The 15238-nt window shown below is 56.2% G+C and carries 15 protein-coding genes; 5 read left to right on the top strand and 10 right to left on the bottom strand.

The genetic code is table 11. The features are described 5' to 3' along the window. Positions 1–3 precede the first annotated feature (3 nt). The 6 genes from DSM107133_RS17725 to DSM107133_RS17700 all read right to left on the bottom strand — a co-directional run bounded on the left by DSM107133_RS17725 (position 4) and on the right by DSM107133_RS17700 (position 5590). Complete coding sequence (locus DSM107133_RS17725; RefSeq protein ID WP_114291731.1) at positions 4–708, bottom strand: transglycosylase SLT domain-containing protein; 705 nt, start codon at positions 706–708, stop codon at positions 4–6. A gap of 88 nt (positions 709–796) precedes the next feature. Next, a complete protein-coding gene (locus DSM107133_RS17720) occupies positions 797–3142 on the bottom strand; it encodes a hypothetical protein (RefSeq protein ID WP_114291730.1) in 2346 nt (781 codons plus the stop codon). Next, positions 3139–4008, bottom strand: coding sequence for a flagellar motor stator protein MotA (gene motA / locus DSM107133_RS17715; RefSeq protein WP_114291729.1), 870 nt, complete (start codon positions 4006–4008; stop codon positions 3139–3141). Before motA ends, DSM107133_RS17720 begins: the two co-directional genes overlap by 4 nt. A 68-nt stretch (positions 4009–4076) precedes the next feature. Then, positions 4077–4688, bottom strand: coding sequence for a hypothetical protein (locus DSM107133_RS17710; protein WP_114291728.1), 612 nt, complete (start codon positions 4686–4688; stop codon positions 4077–4079). Next, positions 4685–5095 (bottom strand): hypothetical protein, encoded by a 411-nt coding sequence (locus tag DSM107133_RS17705; protein WP_114291727.1) that lies wholly within the window; start codon positions 5093–5095, stop codon positions 4685–4687. Before DSM107133_RS17705 ends, DSM107133_RS17710 begins: the two co-directional genes overlap by 4 nt. A 9-nt stretch (positions 5096–5104) precedes the next feature. Next, positions 5105–5590, bottom strand: coding sequence for a flagellar basal body-associated FliL family protein (locus DSM107133_RS17700; RefSeq protein WP_114291726.1), 486 nt, complete (start codon positions 5588–5590; stop codon positions 5105–5107). Positions 5591–5712: 122 nt separating this feature from the next. Here DSM107133_RS17700 and fliF point away from each other — a divergent pair, with 122 nt between their 5' ends. The 5 genes from fliF (at position 5713) to DSM107133_RS17675 (ending at position 10231) form a co-directional block, all read left to right on the top strand. Next, positions 5713–7323, top strand: coding sequence for a flagellar basal-body MS-ring/collar protein FliF (fliF, locus tag DSM107133_RS17695; RefSeq protein WP_114291854.1), 1611 nt, complete (start codon positions 5713–5715; stop codon positions 7321–7323). Continuing rightward, complete coding sequence (locus DSM107133_RS17690) at positions 7320–7931, top strand: hypothetical protein (protein ID WP_114291725.1); 612 nt, start codon at positions 7320–7322, stop codon at positions 7929–7931. Before fliF ends, DSM107133_RS17690 begins: the two co-directional genes overlap by 4 nt. Further along, entirely contained in the window at positions 7928–8221 is a 294-nt protein-coding gene (locus DSM107133_RS17685) for a FliM/FliN family flagellar motor C-terminal domain-containing protein (RefSeq protein WP_114291724.1), read from the top strand. Before DSM107133_RS17690 ends, DSM107133_RS17685 begins: the two co-directional genes overlap by 4 nt. Positions 8222–8237: 16 nt before the next feature. Beyond that, positions 8238–8957 (top strand): flagellar type III secretion system pore protein FliP, encoded by a 720-nt coding sequence (gene fliP / locus DSM107133_RS17680; RefSeq protein ID WP_240310362.1) that lies wholly within the window; start codon positions 8238–8240, stop codon positions 8955–8957. Positions 8958–9061: 104 nt separating this feature from the next. After that, complete coding sequence (locus tag DSM107133_RS17675) at positions 9062–10231, top strand: hypothetical protein (protein WP_114291723.1); 1170 nt, start codon at positions 9062–9064, stop codon at positions 10229–10231. A gap of 10 nt (positions 10232–10241) precedes the next feature. Here DSM107133_RS17675 and DSM107133_RS17670 read toward each other — a convergent pair whose 3' ends face one another. The 4 genes from DSM107133_RS17670 to DSM107133_RS17655 are packed head-to-tail and all read right to left on the bottom strand — an operon-like array spanning position 10242 to position 15132. Beyond that, the gene (locus tag DSM107133_RS17670; protein ID WP_114291722.1) at positions 10242–11342 is read right to left on the bottom strand and encodes a flagellar basal body P-ring protein FlgI; all 1101 of its coding nucleotides are present in this window, start codon (positions 11340–11342) and stop codon (positions 10242–10244) included. Then, entirely contained in the window at positions 11339–12343 is a 1005-nt protein-coding gene (locus tag DSM107133_RS17665; protein WP_114291721.1) for a flagellin, read from the bottom strand. Before DSM107133_RS17665 ends, DSM107133_RS17670 begins: the two co-directional genes overlap by 4 nt. Before the next feature lie 3 nt (positions 12344–12346). Continuing rightward, positions 12347–13801 (bottom strand): flagellar hook-associated protein FlgK, encoded by a 1455-nt coding sequence (gene flgK, locus DSM107133_RS17660; protein WP_114291720.1) that lies wholly within the window; start codon positions 13799–13801, stop codon positions 12347–12349. Between the two features lie 32 nt (positions 13802–13833). Further along, entirely contained in the window at positions 13834–15132 is a 1299-nt protein-coding gene (locus DSM107133_RS17655) for a flagellar hook-basal body complex protein (protein WP_205387738.1), read from the bottom strand. Positions 15133–15238: the final 106 nt, after the last annotated feature.

The raw sequence follows: 15238 nt of genomic DNA, 5'->3' as shown, positions 1-15238 counted from the left end.
CGGTTATCCCCCCCTGCGAAACAGCGCAAAAGGACGCGCATCCGAACCGTGCACAAGAGGCACCAGCGAGCCAAGGCGAGCGGCCTGGCCTGTTTGAACCAGCAACGGGAAGCCGTTTGTTTCGTCGTTGCCAGCGTGGATGGACTGGAGGGGGGGCGCTTGGGAGGCGAGCACCGCGTGAACGCTGTCGAAGCGTTTTACATATTTGTCGGCAAACTCTTTGGTGCGGGAATGATAAGCGCCCGCAGCTTTGGACCAGGAACCAAGTTCCAGATGCAAGGCGCTGAGAAACTGAGCTGCATAACGTGTGTTTGCAAGCGGATCGAACATCTCTTCGATCGACGCAAATGCGTGGCCGTGCCATTTGTAATTGATCTGGAAACACCCAACATCAAAGCTGCGCGCGCCGCTTTTGAAGCGCTTGAAGACATAGGCGCGCGCCGCATCTTCGGTCTCGAACCATTTCCCGACCCCCTCCATGTTGACCGTCCACGGCCAGGGCACGGTGATCCCATTGCGGGTGCGTCCGGTTTCCACGCGGGTGATTGCCCGCAGAACCGGCAGCGGAACCTCGCTTTCAGCAGCAACCTTTGCGGCGGCATCGTCGCATATGGTCTGTGTGTTTGCGCCTGCCGACGAGCCGAGCCAGGCCAAGCAAAGAAGGATGGCTAAAAAGGCGCGCCAAGACGTAATGGTGATCAGCGACATTCTGTCGGCCCCGCCTGTGGAATAAAGATGTCTAAAGTTAGGGCTGCGATGGTTTATTTTGAGTAACCAAGCAAAGATCTCTCTGAATTTAGCTTTGCGGTGATGTGTCGCCGTCTACCGGATCATTTAACAAGCTGCCGATATAGCTGCGTGCCGCCGCGCTTTCGCTCAGCGCATCTGCACTGCGCGCTAACATGCCTTCGCGCGCGGGATCCGCCGCCAAGGGTGTATTGGTAAGTCTGGCAAGCGGTCCGACCAACGGCGCGTCCTCGGCCACCTGGTTTTGCCAATCTTGCGCCAAAAAGGCCGCCGTTCGAGCTGCTTCGTCATCTCCGGAAGCGCGAAACAATGCGCTGGCCTCGGAAAGTTTCCCTTCTGATTTCAAAGCTCTCGCCATAAGCCTGTCAGCTTCGTCCCCTTTGAGGTCCAGCAAGTATGCCTGGGCGAGGCCGGGCTGCTGCATGTCCAGGGCGATGCGTGCCTTGAGTAGCAAAACAGCAGCGGTAGGCGTCGTTTGCTGGAGTTGCGCCATAATCGTGTTGGCTTCACTGGCGAACCCCAAAGAAACCAACCTGTCCGCCACTGCGATGCGCGTATCGTCTGAAACTGCAAGCGCTTGCCGGTCTTGCAGGCCATAGACCAGATCGAGAAAGGTCATATCCTCGCCCGCTTCTGTGACCTCGGCAATCACATGATTGGTCAGTGTCGCGCGCTCGATTCGTTGTTGATTGGGAGGAAGCGCATCAATCGCGGCGATGGACGCTTCGAATTGGCCGGACCGTGCGAGCGACAATACAAGCATCTTGCGCAATTCCGGCCCCAAAGCATCCTCGCGAAACTCCAGTGCATAGGCCTCGACCAAAAGGGTGGTTTCCTGCGAGATTGGTTGGTTTTGAGCGATCTGGGACGCGATTGATTTGATCAGCGCAAGGGCAGATTGGGCTGAATTGGAATCAATGACTTCGGTAAGCTTCCCCTGGGCTGCATCAAATTGTTCTTTGGCCAGATCCAGGTCGGCCTGTGCCATTTTGGTATCGTCCGAGAGATGTCCCGGCAGGCGTTCGACGCTGCGCAAGGCCGTGGCAGCCCCGGATTTATCTCCATAGGCCAACAATCTCTGGCTGAGTTCGGGGGCGATGAAATTGCGTAAATGAGGGGGCAGGGTATTCAGGCTTCGCAATGCCGCGCGGGAGTTTATTACGGTCGATGTCGGCACCTTTGGCAATGACAGGATTGCCCAAAGCGCCAAAGCACTGTCGCACTCCACATAGGTCTTCAACACTTGTGGTGCGCGGACGTGACCGAACTCCATTATTTCACCCAACTCAACAAGGATATTGTTTGTACGGCGCAGTTCGGGGTCCAAGTCCAGAATGCGCATGGCTTCGGGGCCAAAACCATAGTGCAGGTAAAGACGGCTTAGCCGCAGCGCCGCCTTGGTATTCAAGGCATCGAATTCACCGAACAATGGCGCGCGTGCCTCGGCGAGTTGAGCGGGCATCGGGCGATCATCCGCCCATGCCTCGACGCTTACCGATGCGGGGTCGATACAGCCCGGACCATAGGGTGTTGTTGCCAGCTCAGCGGGCAGGGCATTGGCCTGAAAGTCCATGCTGGTTGTGATGCGCATCGATTCTTGTGGGCCGGTGACCGGGCCGTCGACGCTTGGCAGCGCGTGGTCGTCAAAGGCCGAGGTGTCGATCTGGGGTTGCCGTTCCATGCCGGGCAATTTCACCCTGCGACCATTCGGCTTCAAAACACCTTTCGTCGCAGCCTCGGCTATTTCACGACTGAGTTGGTCTTGGGCTGCTTCAAGGGTTTCATGATCATATGAGTTGCCGAAATCGATTGGCGCGGGCAAAGGCGAGAACGAACTGGCGGGTTCTGGTGTTATGAACGGCAGCGTGACGCCGTTTTCCGTAGGGTCGGAGACACGCCTTTCAGGGGAAGGACGCGCTTCGACTTCGGACGGTACAGAGAGGACTTTCGCCGTCAATGTCGCACCAAATCCCAACGTAGGGGGGTGCGGGTCGTGCCTGGAATACACTGCACTCAGCGGGGGCAACTCTGTTTTTGCCCCCGCGTTCGTCGGTCCTGCGACATCCACCACAACCATGTCGCGGCCGCTGGAAAATGCCGTTACGGTACATTCACAGGCCAATTGCAAAGATAACTCCGACTCTGTTCCGGACACGGAAGCGATGCGGTTTCTGTCAATGCGGTCATAAATTGCACTGGTGGCAAAGCCGTTCTTGTGGTTTGGAAACAACAGAGAAATGCGCGCGCCCTGTTGCGTCATTTTCCAGGGTTCGTCGGATGGGACGTCGAAAACCAGACGGGTAAAGCTGCCATGATCGCCGGAACGGACCTGTATTTCCTGCCCATATGCTGCGCTTGAAAACAAGAGCAGGCCTATGAAAAACAGTCGGATCATGCGGCGTTTTGCTTCACGGCTTTCAGGGCGTCTTCCAGATCCGAAAAACTTGGACGACAATGCGACGGTGTGTTCTGGCGCCCAACCTCGATGCAAATATTGGTGGCATGATTGTGCAGGTTTGCAACCAGCACCTCGCGGATCAGCTGGTAGAAATGCGCATCCTCTTCGATCACGACCTTTACCTTGGCGGCAAAGGGGCCGACCAGGCCATAGGCCAGAAACACACCCAAGAATGTACCCACAAGGGCGCCGCCAATGAGCTTTCCCAGCACTTCGGGTGGTTGGTCAATCGAGGCCATGGTCTTGATAACACCCAGAACGGCGGCAACAATTCCGAGCGCTGGCAGACCGTCTGCAACGGTTTGCAAGGCATGGCAGGAGTGCATGGCATGGTGCAGGTTCGCCTCCATCCGCTTTTCCAGAACCTCTTCGACCTGGTGGGGATCGTCGTAGTTCATCGACGCGGACCGCATGGTGTCGCAAATCAGTGCGGTCGCTTCCTTATCTGCGATGATCCTGGGATAGCGTGAGAAAATGGACGAGTCCTCGGGCGCTTCGATATGTTCTTCGATACCAACGGGATTTTGGCGGGCCAGCCGGATGAGTTCAAACAGCAGGCACAAAAGATCCTGATAATCCTGATGTTTCCACTTGGGCCCTTTGAAAACTTTGCCCATGTCCTTCAGCGTATGTTTCACTTCGGCGGCGCTGTTCGAGATCATGAAAGCGCCCACGGCGGCGCCACCAATCATCATCATTTCGAAGGGAAGTGATTTAATGATGATCGCCATCTTGCCGCCGGCGGCAAGGTAGCCGCCAAAAACCATGGCAAAAATTGTAATAATGCCGATGATACCAATCATTTCCGTTCCCGATCTATTGTGTTGAGAGGTAGTGTCGCAAAGGCAGGTTAAGAAAGGATCAGCGTGTCTCAGGTTTTCGGCGCGCGCGCGTTGCGACCGGCAAGAATCACACTGATCGTGTAAGCGGTTTGCGGTTTTAGACCGGCCATGACACTGGCAGCCACATCGGGGCGCATGCGTGCAAGGAACCCTGCAGCGAATTCGGGCTCCATTTCTTCGAACAATGCGGCTGCATCTTTGGGCTTCATGCTTTCATAGACTGTGGTCAGGCGGGCAACATCATCTTCAGCGGCTGAATCTGCGCGGCTTAACGTTGCGCGCAACTGCGCTTCTGTTTCTTCCAGAACTTTCAGCCGCCGCTCGATTTCGGCGCGCGCTACGGCCAGCGCTTTTTCCCGCACGTCTATATGCGTCTCGCGTTGTTCAACGCGGTCTTCGCGCTCGATCAAGGCTTTGAGAAGGCTCGACATTTCTGATCGGCTTGGTGTGTCTTCAGGCGCGTCGATGGCCGTTGAATCGATCTGTGCAATTTCCGGGAGAGGGCGCGGGACGATTTCGCCGTTTGCCAAGGCAACAGATGCACCGGAGAAAATCCGCAGCACAGCAGATCCACACAGCAAACCCGCAATCAATAGCACAGACCCTTTTGCAGAATATTTCGACGACAGGAATGGTTTCATGCGCGATCTCCCAATGTGGTATGCCGCACAAACATCGGCTCGGACGGTTGCAAAGGTGCGGTGTCGGCCTGCGGTAGATCCGTGGGCGTGCCATTGGCCGACGGCTGGGGCGTCTCAGTGGTATCGGTCACGTCGTGTAAAGATGCCATTTGCAGTTCCAACTGCCGTGAAATGGCCTCGGCCCGGGTCGCCAGTTCGGTCAAAGTCTGTGCCGATTGTGACGCGGTAACCTGTGCGGCGGTCATCGTTTTGGTCAGGTCGTCAACCTGCGACGACAATACTGCAACGGCCCCGCCCACGCCTTGTTCAAGGCTGTTAAACCGCTTGAGACGCCGCCCGAGGATGAAGCAGTAAAATCCGGCGCTCAACGCTCCCGCGATAAGTAAGATATCAGCAATAAGCTCCATAACCACCTCTTAATTAAGCACAAATTCCATTATCAGAAGGTCACTGACCCGCCCTTCGCCAGTGACGATCTGGATGCGCCGCAGCATCTGGGCGCGCAAGCGGGTCAGCGAGGAAGGATTTTGAAGATCGCGCAATTCCAATGCGCGCAGATAGCCGTTCAGAACATCGACCACACGGGGTAGCAACAGGGTCACATCCTCCTGATACTGGCTGGGCACTTCTAGGTTGGCGCGAAAGCGCAAATGTTGATTTCCGGCACCTGGAATTAGAGACACAACCATCGGTTCCACCGGAACAAATGCGACATCCGGCAACCCTTCGATTTCCGGTTTAGCCTCTTCTTCGGCATGTGATTCGCTGCCCAGAAACAAACCCGAAAATGTCGCATAAAACCCGCCGCCCGCACCGATCAAAGCCAGTACGACCCCGAGAATCAAAGGCAATTTCGAGGCTTTCTTGGGTGGCTCATCTGTTTCGGCTGCTGTCTCGGTCATCTGGCGTCCATTCGATCACTTCGAAATCTGTATAGACCGGCAGGAGCTAACCGATTGTTAAGCCTGATCCGTCATTTGTGGTGCCATCTTCGGGCAGAACGCCCGGTTTGACGGAGGCGATTGTGCAGCAATTACTCAATGTCTGGATGGGTCTTGACCTGCGACGCCAGATCACTGTTATCGGCGCGACACTGGCAATGTTTTTCGCGGTTCTGGCCATGTCGCGCATGGCGACGGCACCCAGCATGACGCTGTTGTATGCGGGGCTGGAAAACGGTGCGGCGGGTGAAGTTGTCCGCGCCCTCGAGGCGCGTGGTGCCACTTTTGATGTGCGCGGCGGGTCGATTTTTGTCGATTCGAAAGACCGCGACCAGTTGCGCATGACTTTGGCCTCGGAAGGTTTGCCGGCAAATTCGAACCGAGGTTACGAATTGCTCGACAACTTGTCGGGTTTCGGCACCACCAGCCAGATGTTTGATGCCGCATACTGGCGTGCAAAAGAGGGTGAGCTGGCGCGGACAATTGTATCCAGCCCGCATATCGCCATGGCCCGGGTTCATATTGCAACAACCGGTTCCAACCCTTTCCAGCGCGGCGTTACGCCGACTGCGTCGGTGTCGATAACACCCAACGGTGGATCGGTTTCAGCAGCGCAAGCCAAAGCGGTGCGCTATCTGGTTGCCTCGGCCATCGCGGGCCTCGCCCCCGAAGATGTGGCAGTGATAGACGCGAACGGAAACTTGATCGGCAGTGCAGAAGAGGCGGCTCCGGCCGTCGGTGGCGATGACAAGGCGCAGATGTTGCGCGATCGGGTAGAGCGGTTGCTGGAAGCGCGCGTTGGGCCTGGCAATGCGATTGTCGAGGTCAGTGTTGACACGGTAACAGAATCCGAAGCCATTCGCGAACGGCGCTTCGACCCAGAAGGGCGCGTCGCAATTTCGACCGATACGCAGGAAACAAGCAACACTGCGACAGATGCGGGCGGCGGTGACGTGACCGTTGCGTCTAACCTGCCGGACGGCGATGCGGCCGGGGGCGACAGTTCGTCATCGCAAAACTCGGAAACCCGCGAGCGGATCAACTATGAAGTATCCGAAACCGAACGAGAAATAATCAAGGCGCCCGGTGCGATCAGGCGTCTGAGTGTCGCGGTTCTGGTGAATGATGTCACGCAGGTGGCCGGGGATGGCACCATCACCCAGATACCCCGCAGCGCAGAGGAGATGGGCGCGTTGCGTGAACTGGTTTCGTCAGCGGTTGGATATGACGAAGCGCGTGGCGATATCATCACCCTGAAATCCATGTCTTTGCAAAGTGTTGAGCCGGCGGGAACGGCTGCAAGTACGTCGCTTCTGGATCGTTTTGATCTGGACGTGATGTCAGCGATCCAGATGGCCGTTCTTGCATTGGTCACGCTGATCCTCGGGCTGTTTGTTGTGCGTCCGGTTTTGTCGCGCGCACCCCCTGAAAATCTGTCGTCAGATCCCGCGCGCCTGCCCAATATGGGGTCCACCGATCCCATGAGCACGCTACCGTCTTTGTCGGGCGAGGTTTCAGGCGGGGAGGGGGATTTGCCGGACTTGCCCATGCTGGGTGGAACGATGGGTGAAATGGGAAATATGGACGCCCCTCAAGACCCTGTAGACCGGCTGCGCTCCATGATTGGCGAACGTCAGGAAGAGACCGTTGAAATCCTGCGGTCATGGCTTGAAGAAAAAGAGGAAAATGCATGATGTCATTGCTTCATCTCTACCGCGAGTTTGGCGAGGGAGAGAGCGACAGTGAGGTTGCGGCGAGCACCTCTTCGTCGATCAGCCAAGAGGCGTTGGAAGACATCAAACTGGAAGCTTTCGAGAGCGGGTATTCGGCAGGATGGGAAGACGCGCTAAAGGCGCAATCTGATAGTCAGACAGAAACAGTCAACGCATTTGTTGCCACGCTTCAGGACGTTTCGTTTGGGTATCACGAAGCCCGGGCCGGTTTGATCAAGGCGATGCAACCCGTGCTGTCGGACATCATTAACAAGTTATTACCAGAAGTTGCTCAGGCTGCGTTGGGTGCGCAGGTCGTCGAGCAGCTGACATCCATGCTACGCAAATCAGTTAATCAAGACATACGGATCGAGGCGACGCAGACGAATTTGGAAATGTTGGAGAAATTGGTGGGTCATGTCATATCCGCACCTTTTGTCTGCGTGCCCAACAGCGATCTGGGCCCCAACCAGATCATTCTGCAAGTGGGCGCGCAAGAAAATGAAATCGACCTTGATCAGGTGATCTCTGGGGTCGCCAACGCAATGGCGGGCTTTGTCCAGCAAATGAAAAGGGAACTGACATCATGACAGAAATTCCAGATCAGACCACACTGGCATCCGACGGTGCAAACCCTTTTACAGCGGTGCCGATCGACATAACCGTCTCGGTCGGAAAGGCCCGTCCCCTGGTGCGCGATCTTGTGATGCTGGGGAAAAACGCGGTGTTGAAATTGGACAAACGTATCGATGATCCCGTTGATCTGTATGTCGGTGACCGTTTGATTGCGCGGGGCATGTTGGAAGAGGCCGAAGGCAGTGAAACCGGGCGGCTTGCGGTTCGTTTGCTTGAAATTGTCGATCTCTCGGGCGGCATCTAGGCCAGTGAGCGCGCAAATAAAAACGGTTCTGGCACTGGCATTTTTCCTGCTTCCGGCTGTGTCCTATGCTCAGGACCTTTCGGTGTCTTTGGGCGATGATGGATCTCTGAGCGCGCGCACCTTGCAACTTTTTGCTTTGATCACGGTGCTTAGCCTTGCACCTGGACTGGCTATCATGGTGACCTGCTTCCCTTTTCTGGTGACCGTATTGTCGATTCTGCGACAGGCGATCGGGTTGCAGCAATCCCCACCCAACATGTTGATCGTCAGCCTCGCATTGTTTTTGACTTATTTCGTCATGGAACCGGTCTTTCAGCAGGCCTGGGAGAACGGTTTGCGACCTTTGACGAACGAAGAAATTGACGCCGAAACTGCTTTCGAACGAACGCTAGAGCCATTTCGCAGCTTTATGGCCGACCGAATGGATTCAGAGACATTCACCGCAATGGCTGAATTGCGACCCGATACGCAGGGCCTCGCCCTATCGTCCGAAGCGCCTTTGTCGGTTCTGATCCCAAGCTTTCTGTTGTCTGAAATTTCGCGGGCATTTCAGGTTGGATTTTTGATATTCTTGCCCTTTCTGATTATTGATCTGGTGGTTGCAGCTGTATTGATGTCGATGGGTATGATGATGGTGCCTCCTGCCATTGTTTCTCTTCCTTTCAAACTGGCGTTTTTTGTGATTGCGGATGGGTGGGCGCTGATTGCCGGTTCTTTGGTTCGCAGTTATTTTTGAACGGTTGAAATCGCTATAAACTGTCAAGATATGAAAGCACGTCGTTAGGATTATTGAAGCTGTCTCGCCTCTAAACCTGTTCCGGGATTGGAATGGGGTGTGAAATGGACCAGGCAGGCGAACGCGGCACTTTTTCGCAGTGCCACACCACAATAATGGCTTTTATTCAGTTTGCCGTCGCAATCGCGATGATTAACTGTGCGCAAGGTTCGGATGCAGGCCTGATCTTGTGGAGCAGTGGAGCCATTGTTTTTGTAGCCACCGCGGCCGCAGGACTCTGGCTTCCGCGCAAAGCTGACCGATCGACAATGAATGATGCGAGAATGCTTGCCTGGTTTGGTAAGCTGTTGCTCTTTGGCTGTTCGGTTGCAGTTGCAATCGCAGAGTTTTCCCGTGGTGACAGTCTTACCCTTGTGATCATGGTTCTTGGTGCAACTGTTTTGGTAGGCTTGGGTGCCGGCTTGTCCAGAAGGTCGACGCGTACATTGGCATACAGCCTATGTATGCTTGCAGCACTGTCATTCGCCATCAGTAACTGGCTTCCGTTGACGATTAACCTGTTTCTGCTTTCTGCTGTTTTCATTGGCCTGACGGTTGCAGCCTTTGAGTTGGGACACCCGTCGCGGCGCCGGAATACACTGTATTCCGGAAAATCCGAAGAACCCATGCTGGTCAGTCTAACCCAATGGTTGGACGTGTTGATTGTGCCGTTTTTCCTGAGTGAGAAAGAGGTTTTGATTTATCTCACCGTGCGTTGCACTGTTGGCGCCGTTTCGGGGGCGATTGAGGCCGTGCAGCAAGTGATCTTGCCGCGCCTTGTGAGCGCATATGCGAACTTAGACACAAGAGAATTCCGCGGTCTGGTCGCGCGCGCTTCGCTTGGGGTCTTGTTGATTGGAGGTGCCGTGGTCTTGGTCGCCTTGATGGCCGCACCTTCTATGTTTCCGCGTCAGGTAATTGATGTGGATGACTTGGATGCCTTTTACATATTGGTACTGGCGGTAATGGTGCCCGTTGTTTTGGGGGTTTTCCCAGCGTTGATGAAGGCATTGGTGCCAATGCGACAATTGATGTCGGCATATCTCGCCAGCATTTTTGTCGTGGCGGTTCTGGCCGCTATCCTTAGGCCGGGAACAGCTGTCGAGATGGCGCAGATTGTCGCGATTGGTCAATCTGTCTGTGCCCTCTGGCTTGCCAGGATAAATTTCTGTCAGCTTGATCTTTTACCAGCAATTACAGCCTTGTTGCATCCCAAGATCCGTTTGTGGTCATAGACAACACAGACTAACGCACGATAAATTCGGCATGCAGGGCGCCGGCAGCTTTGATACTTTTCAAGATGTCGATCATGTCGCGCGGAGATACGCCCAAAGCATTGAGACCGGCAATAACCTCGGAAAGCGATGCACCGTCAGGCACTTCTGCAAGTCCAATGCCGGGTTCCTCCTGAATGTCAGCACGTGCACGCGGCACAATGACAGTTTCGCCTTCGGAAAACGGATTTGGTTGTACGGCCAAAGGCGCCTCTTGAATGCGAAGAGTCAAATTGCCTTGTGACACTGCCACGCGCGAAATCCTGACATCCTCGCCCATAACGATCGTTCCCGAACGTTGGTCAACGACAACGCGGGCCTTGCGCTCGGGTTCGACCGTGATGTTCTCGATCCGCCCCAAAGCATGCGCAACAGACGCCATACGCGTTTGCGGGATGTTGAGTGAAACCGTGCCGCTGTCCAACATGAAGGCAACCGGGCGCCCAAAGTCCGAGTTGATGGCGCGTTCGATGCGCGCGGCAGTGGTAAAATCCGCATTTCGCAAAGCCAGACGCAGGCTGGTAAGCGTCGACAAATCAAAGTCAATTTCGCGTTCAACTCTTGCACCGGCGGGAATAACGCCAGCGGTGGGGACGCCTTGGGTCACATTCGCGCCATTTGCTTCGGCCACCACCCCCCCGGCAATAATTGTACCTTGTGCAACTGCATAAATCTCGCCGTCGGCAGCGTTCAACGGTGTCATGATCAAGGTTCCACCCAACAGGCTTTTGGCATCACCGATGGCAGAAACGGTCACATCAATCTGCCCGCCGGCCCGTGAAAAGGGCGGAAGCGCGGCTGTCACAAAGACAGCTGCGACATTCTTGGGGCGGAACTGTTCGCCGGTCACGTTGACGCCCAGCCGTTCCAGGATGTTGCTCATAATTTCTTCGGTAAAGGGCGCGTTGCGCAATCCGTCTCCCGAACCGTTCAGGCCGACCACCAAACCGTAACCGACCAGATCGTTGCCTCGCACACCATCAAATTCAACCAGATCCTTGATGCGCACGGGGCCCGCTGCGACGATGCCTGCCAGACAGAACCAAGAAACAAAGACAATCAGCCCTTTCATCGTATAAAGTTCAGCAAAGACAGTTCGGACAGGCGAACCGTGACAGAATACAGGCCTTGGAGACGAAATTGGACTTCCTCCAGTTTGGTGGCGGTTTCATAGGGATCGGCAGCCAACAGCGCACTGCGCGCGAATTCCAGCGAAGTTGCCTCAACCGCGTTACGGGCGCGAACATCTTCAATGCGTGACTGAGAAAACCCGACCTCAGCGCGCATTTTGGTCATTTGATCTTGAGAACCCAACAGATTTTGCCCAGCTTGGGCAATGACCGCACGTTGCACCGCGACATCCAAGGCAAGGCTTGGGTCAGAAGCTATGACCCCGATTGCAGTGTTCATCATCAGGTTGCGCAACACCGGATTGTCGGCGCGGATGTCGATGTTCAATCGGTCCTGATCCGACAAAACGAAGGGCGAAAGAGCGTTGTCAGATCCCTGATAGACGGCAGCGCGGAAACCCGCGGGATTGTCAAACCAGGCCTGAGCAGCTGCAAAAATATCGGAGGCCGTGGTTTGACCAGCGACCGCAGAGATCAGCCCCGTCAAGATGGCCTCTTCTGACACCAGCGGTGCGGTATCTGTCGCTGCGCCTGCGAACAAACTGCGGCCCCCGAAATCTACGTTCAGCGAAGACACAAGGTTGGCCAGATTCGCGCGCGAATCTGCCTCGACCTGGGGCAGGACAGTTTCTACTGCGCTGGTCGAGATTAGAAGCATCGTGTCGGACAGATCGCTGGAATTCGTCTGGATGCCATCCAGAATGTTTTGCACCGTTTCGGTGAATTGGGCGGCTTCTGTGGTGGCCACCTTGTAGCCCTCCAGCACGCGTACGTCGCGCTCGATGTCGCTCAGGTAGGAAAAATTTCCAGCGAGCACCGATTTGGTGTCGGCCACGCGGCCCGTGGACAGTTCTTGCGTCAGTCGGTGAATGTCGTTTTTTAATGCCGCCCCGCGGCGTTGTAGCATGAAGGATTGTGCGAGATCGCCAAGTGTCGTGTTCATGGTTCAAAGCCTCATCAGGATGTCCATCAGTTCATCGACGGTCTCGATGATCCGTGCATTCGCGGCATAGGCCTGTTCGATGACCATCAACCTCTGCAATTCTGCGTCTGTGTCGACGCCGTCCGCCAGCTCGCGCTGGATCAGTTCGTTTAGTTGGGTTGATGCAAAGCTGAGCCTCTGGTCGGCGAAGAGGCGGTCCGAGCCAACTTGAGAGGTCAGGCTGGCGGCAAGTCCCGCCAGGCTGAAGCTGCCAGCGCCAAAATTGCCCGAAGCAACAGGTTGCTTGAGATGCAGTGCATCGGTCATGGCTTGCAACAGCGACGCATTGCCGACTTCCCCTTGGGCCACGGCATTCACACCATCGCGCATGCGCCAGGATTCGCCGCCGGTGTCGGGGTCGACTGCGGCATGGATCGCAATACGCCCGGACAGACCAACTTCATTCAAGGAGTCAAAAACAACGCCCTGATCGGTGAACAGCCCCGGATCGCCGGGTGCGCGTGTGGTATCCTCTGATATGTTCTGAAACCGTTCGATCAAATCGCGGGCTAGTGCGTCCAGTTGGGTCTGCGCCTCGGGGGCCATTTCGTCACGAATTGCAAATTGCGCAATCAGACTACCGCCGCGCAGCGGGCTGGTTTCTGACCCTGTTGCGATGGCTTTGCCGTTAATCGTCAGCCCGGACAACGCGCCGGGGTCAATCTCCATGCCGGCGGCGACGCTATATGTGGGCTCAAAGCCGATCTCGGCGGCGGAGCCGTCCAGCAAAACCGCGCCGCCGGTTGAATAGATGGCAATCGCACCGTGCGCGCGGGACACCGTGCGCAGGGGGATCATTTGTGATAGCTGATCCACCAGTAGATCGCGGTGGTCTTGCAGGGCGGCATTGTCGCGTGCCCTGCCGCCTGACTTGGCAATCTGGCCGTTGATGGCCTGCAGTTGGGAAAGGAGATCGTTGGCGGTGTTCACTTGTATATCGATTTCACGATCTGCATGGGTGCGGTCGGCCTGAATGGCATCCGATGTTGCCTTCAGGGATTGCGCCAGCGACTTGGCCGCGATCACAACACCATCCAGTCGTTCCTGTGCATCGGGACGGCTGGCGGCTGTGATCAGCGTGTTTTCAAAGGTCGCGAGTCGACCGCTTAGGGAATAGGCAACATCCGGCGTTCCCAGCCTGTCCTCGAAGCCCGCCAGAAACCGGGTCATCGCATCGTTGCGGGCAAATTCCGCACTGCTCATCCTGCGGTCATGCAGCAGCGCGGAATCGGTGTGACGGACGACGCCGTTGACCTTAACGCCCCCCTGATCGCCCAACAAAGCAGCCGAGACATCCAGACTGCGGCGCCGGAACCCGGGTGTGCCGACGTTGGCGATATTTGATGCGACGAGCTCGGATTTGCGGCTGTTGGCATACAGGCCGGACAGTGCGTTGTTCAGGGCGCCGGTAAGGGACATGAAAGGCTCCGATCAGGGGGCGGGTGCTGCGTTTAGCGTTTGATATTCGTTGTTTCCTGCAACATTTCGTCGACTGTCTGGATAACCTTGGCGTTCGATGAATAGGCCCGCTGGGTGCGGATCATCTCGGTCAGTTCGGTTGCGACATCGACAGTCGATTCCTCACGGGCATAGGCTTTCAGGTCGCCCGTGGGGCCATCGCCCGCGTCCCACAAGAAATAGGGCCCGCTTTCAACAGAGGGTTTGTAGGTTTGCGAATCCAGGGCGATCAAGCCGCCGGGGTTGGGCATATCCACCAGCGGGATCTGGTACAGAACACTGGTCACGCCGCTGTCAAAGATCGCGTTGACATAGCCATTGGCGTCAACCTCGACCGAGATCATGTTGCCCACGGGGCTGCCGTCTTTGATGATCGAGATCGGTGCGAACGTGTCCGACAGCTGGACGATCCCCTGATTGTCGCCCAACGCGCCGATATCAAACGAAACCGGGCCGCTGCCGACGTCGACAATCACCTCGCCCGTTACCGGATCATATGCCCCGCCCGTCACGGTCGTTACCGATGCGATGGTGCCGCCATCGGCGCGTGTATCGTTGAAAGTCAGGACATATTCACCGACCACGGCATCATCCTGCGCGGAATCGCGCATGGTTATCGTCCATTCATTTGAACTGCCCGTGGCTGGAACGGTGGGGGTGAATTCCAGCGATACGCTTTGCGATGTGCCCAGGTTGTCAAAATACTCGACCGACAGGTTCTGCGTTGCGCCGGCTGATCCGGCAATGGTCGATGTGGCGGGCAGATTCAGGCCCAGCGACACCTGCGTGGTCGGATCGCCACTGAGATTCAGCGAGAACTGGATCGGCTCGAGCCCGTCATTGGTGTCGCGCGGAAATGACTGGAACGTACCATCGTTGTTGGCCGGCCACCCCATCAGCAACAGGCCGGATTCACTGGCCAGATAGCCATCTTCGTCCACTCGGAAAGAGCCGGTGGTGGTCAGCATCATTTCGGGTGCGCTGTCGCCGCCCACCACGCTTGCTTTTGCCGCGACGGGCAACATGCCGCGCCCGCGCACCGCAAGATCGGTGGCGTTCGACGTGCTGACCAGCGATCCGCTTTCGCTTATCAGCCGTTGCGAAGAAGCCCGCACGCCACCCGCAGTATAAGACACCCCCGAGTTGGACAGCACCAGCGAGTTGAAATCCGTGACCACGCGCTTGTATCCGAAAGTGCTGGAGTTCGCGATATTGTCCGAAATCGACCCCAGCCGCGTCGCATTGGACTGCAATCCCGCAATACCTGCGTTGAGCGAAGAAGAAATTGTCATGGATACGCCTTTCTGCTGCATCAGAACCAAGTTGATGCAACAGATAGGCGCGGTGTGCTTAACACAGCACTAACAGATAAAATCCGTTCTATTTGTCAAAGTGCCC

This window comes from Pseudosulfitobacter sp. DSM 107133 (assembly GCF_022788695.1).
In the GTDB taxonomy this organism is placed as follows: Bacteria; Pseudomonadota; Alphaproteobacteria; order Rhodobacterales; family Rhodobacteraceae; genus Pseudosulfitobacter.
The sequence above is the reverse complement of the archived record's forward strand: the minus strand, read 5'-3'. Positions and strand labels throughout refer to the sequence as shown.

What these genes read in the sequence shown, in the direction of transcription:
- DSM107133_RS17725 (WP_114291731.1), bottom strand. Translation starts at nt 708, where the DNA reads ATGTCGCTGATCACCATTACGTCTTGGCGCGCCTTTTTAGCCATCCTT.
- motA (WP_114291729.1), bottom strand. Translation starts at nt 4,008, where the DNA reads ATGATTGGTATCATCGGCATTATTACAATTTTTGCCATGGTTTTTGGC.
- flgK (WP_114291720.1), bottom strand. Translation starts at nt 13,801, where the DNA reads ATGTCCCTTACCGGCGCCCTGAACAACGCACTGTCCGGCCTGTATGCC.
- DSM107133_RS17690 (WP_114291725.1), top strand. Translation starts at nt 7,320, where the DNA reads ATGATGTCATTGCTTCATCTCTACCGCGAGTTTGGCGAGGGAGAGAGC.
- DSM107133_RS17670 (WP_114291722.1), bottom strand. Translation starts at nt 11,342, where the DNA reads ATGAAAGGGCTGATTGTCTTTGTTTCTTGGTTCTGTCTGGCAGGCATC.
- DSM107133_RS17700 (WP_114291726.1), bottom strand. Translation starts at nt 5,590, where the DNA reads ATGACCGAGACAGCAGCCGAAACAGATGAGCCACCCAAGAAAGCCTCG.
- DSM107133_RS17665 (WP_114291721.1), bottom strand. Translation starts at nt 12,343, where the DNA reads ATGAACACGACACTTGGCGATCTCGCACAATCCTTCATGCTACAACGC.
- DSM107133_RS17675 (WP_114291723.1), top strand. Translation starts at nt 9,062, where the DNA reads ATGGACCAGGCAGGCGAACGCGGCACTTTTTCGCAGTGCCACACCACA.
- DSM107133_RS17710 (WP_114291728.1), bottom strand. Translation starts at nt 4,688, where the DNA reads ATGAAACCATTCCTGTCGTCGAAATATTCTGCAAAAGGGTCTGTGCTA.
- DSM107133_RS17720 (WP_114291730.1), bottom strand. Translation starts at nt 3,142, where the DNA reads ATGATCCGACTGTTTTTCATAGGCCTGCTCTTGTTTTCAAGCGCAGCA.
- DSM107133_RS17685 (WP_114291724.1), top strand. Translation starts at nt 7,928, where the DNA reads ATGACAGAAATTCCAGATCAGACCACACTGGCATCCGACGGTGCAAAC.
- DSM107133_RS17655 (WP_205387738.1), bottom strand. Translation starts at nt 15,132, where the DNA reads ATGACAATTTCTTCTTCGCTCAACGCAGGTATTGCGGGATTGCAGTCC.
- DSM107133_RS17705 (WP_114291727.1), bottom strand. Translation starts at nt 5,095, where the DNA reads ATGGAGCTTATTGCTGATATCTTACTTATCGCGGGAGCGTTGAGCGCC.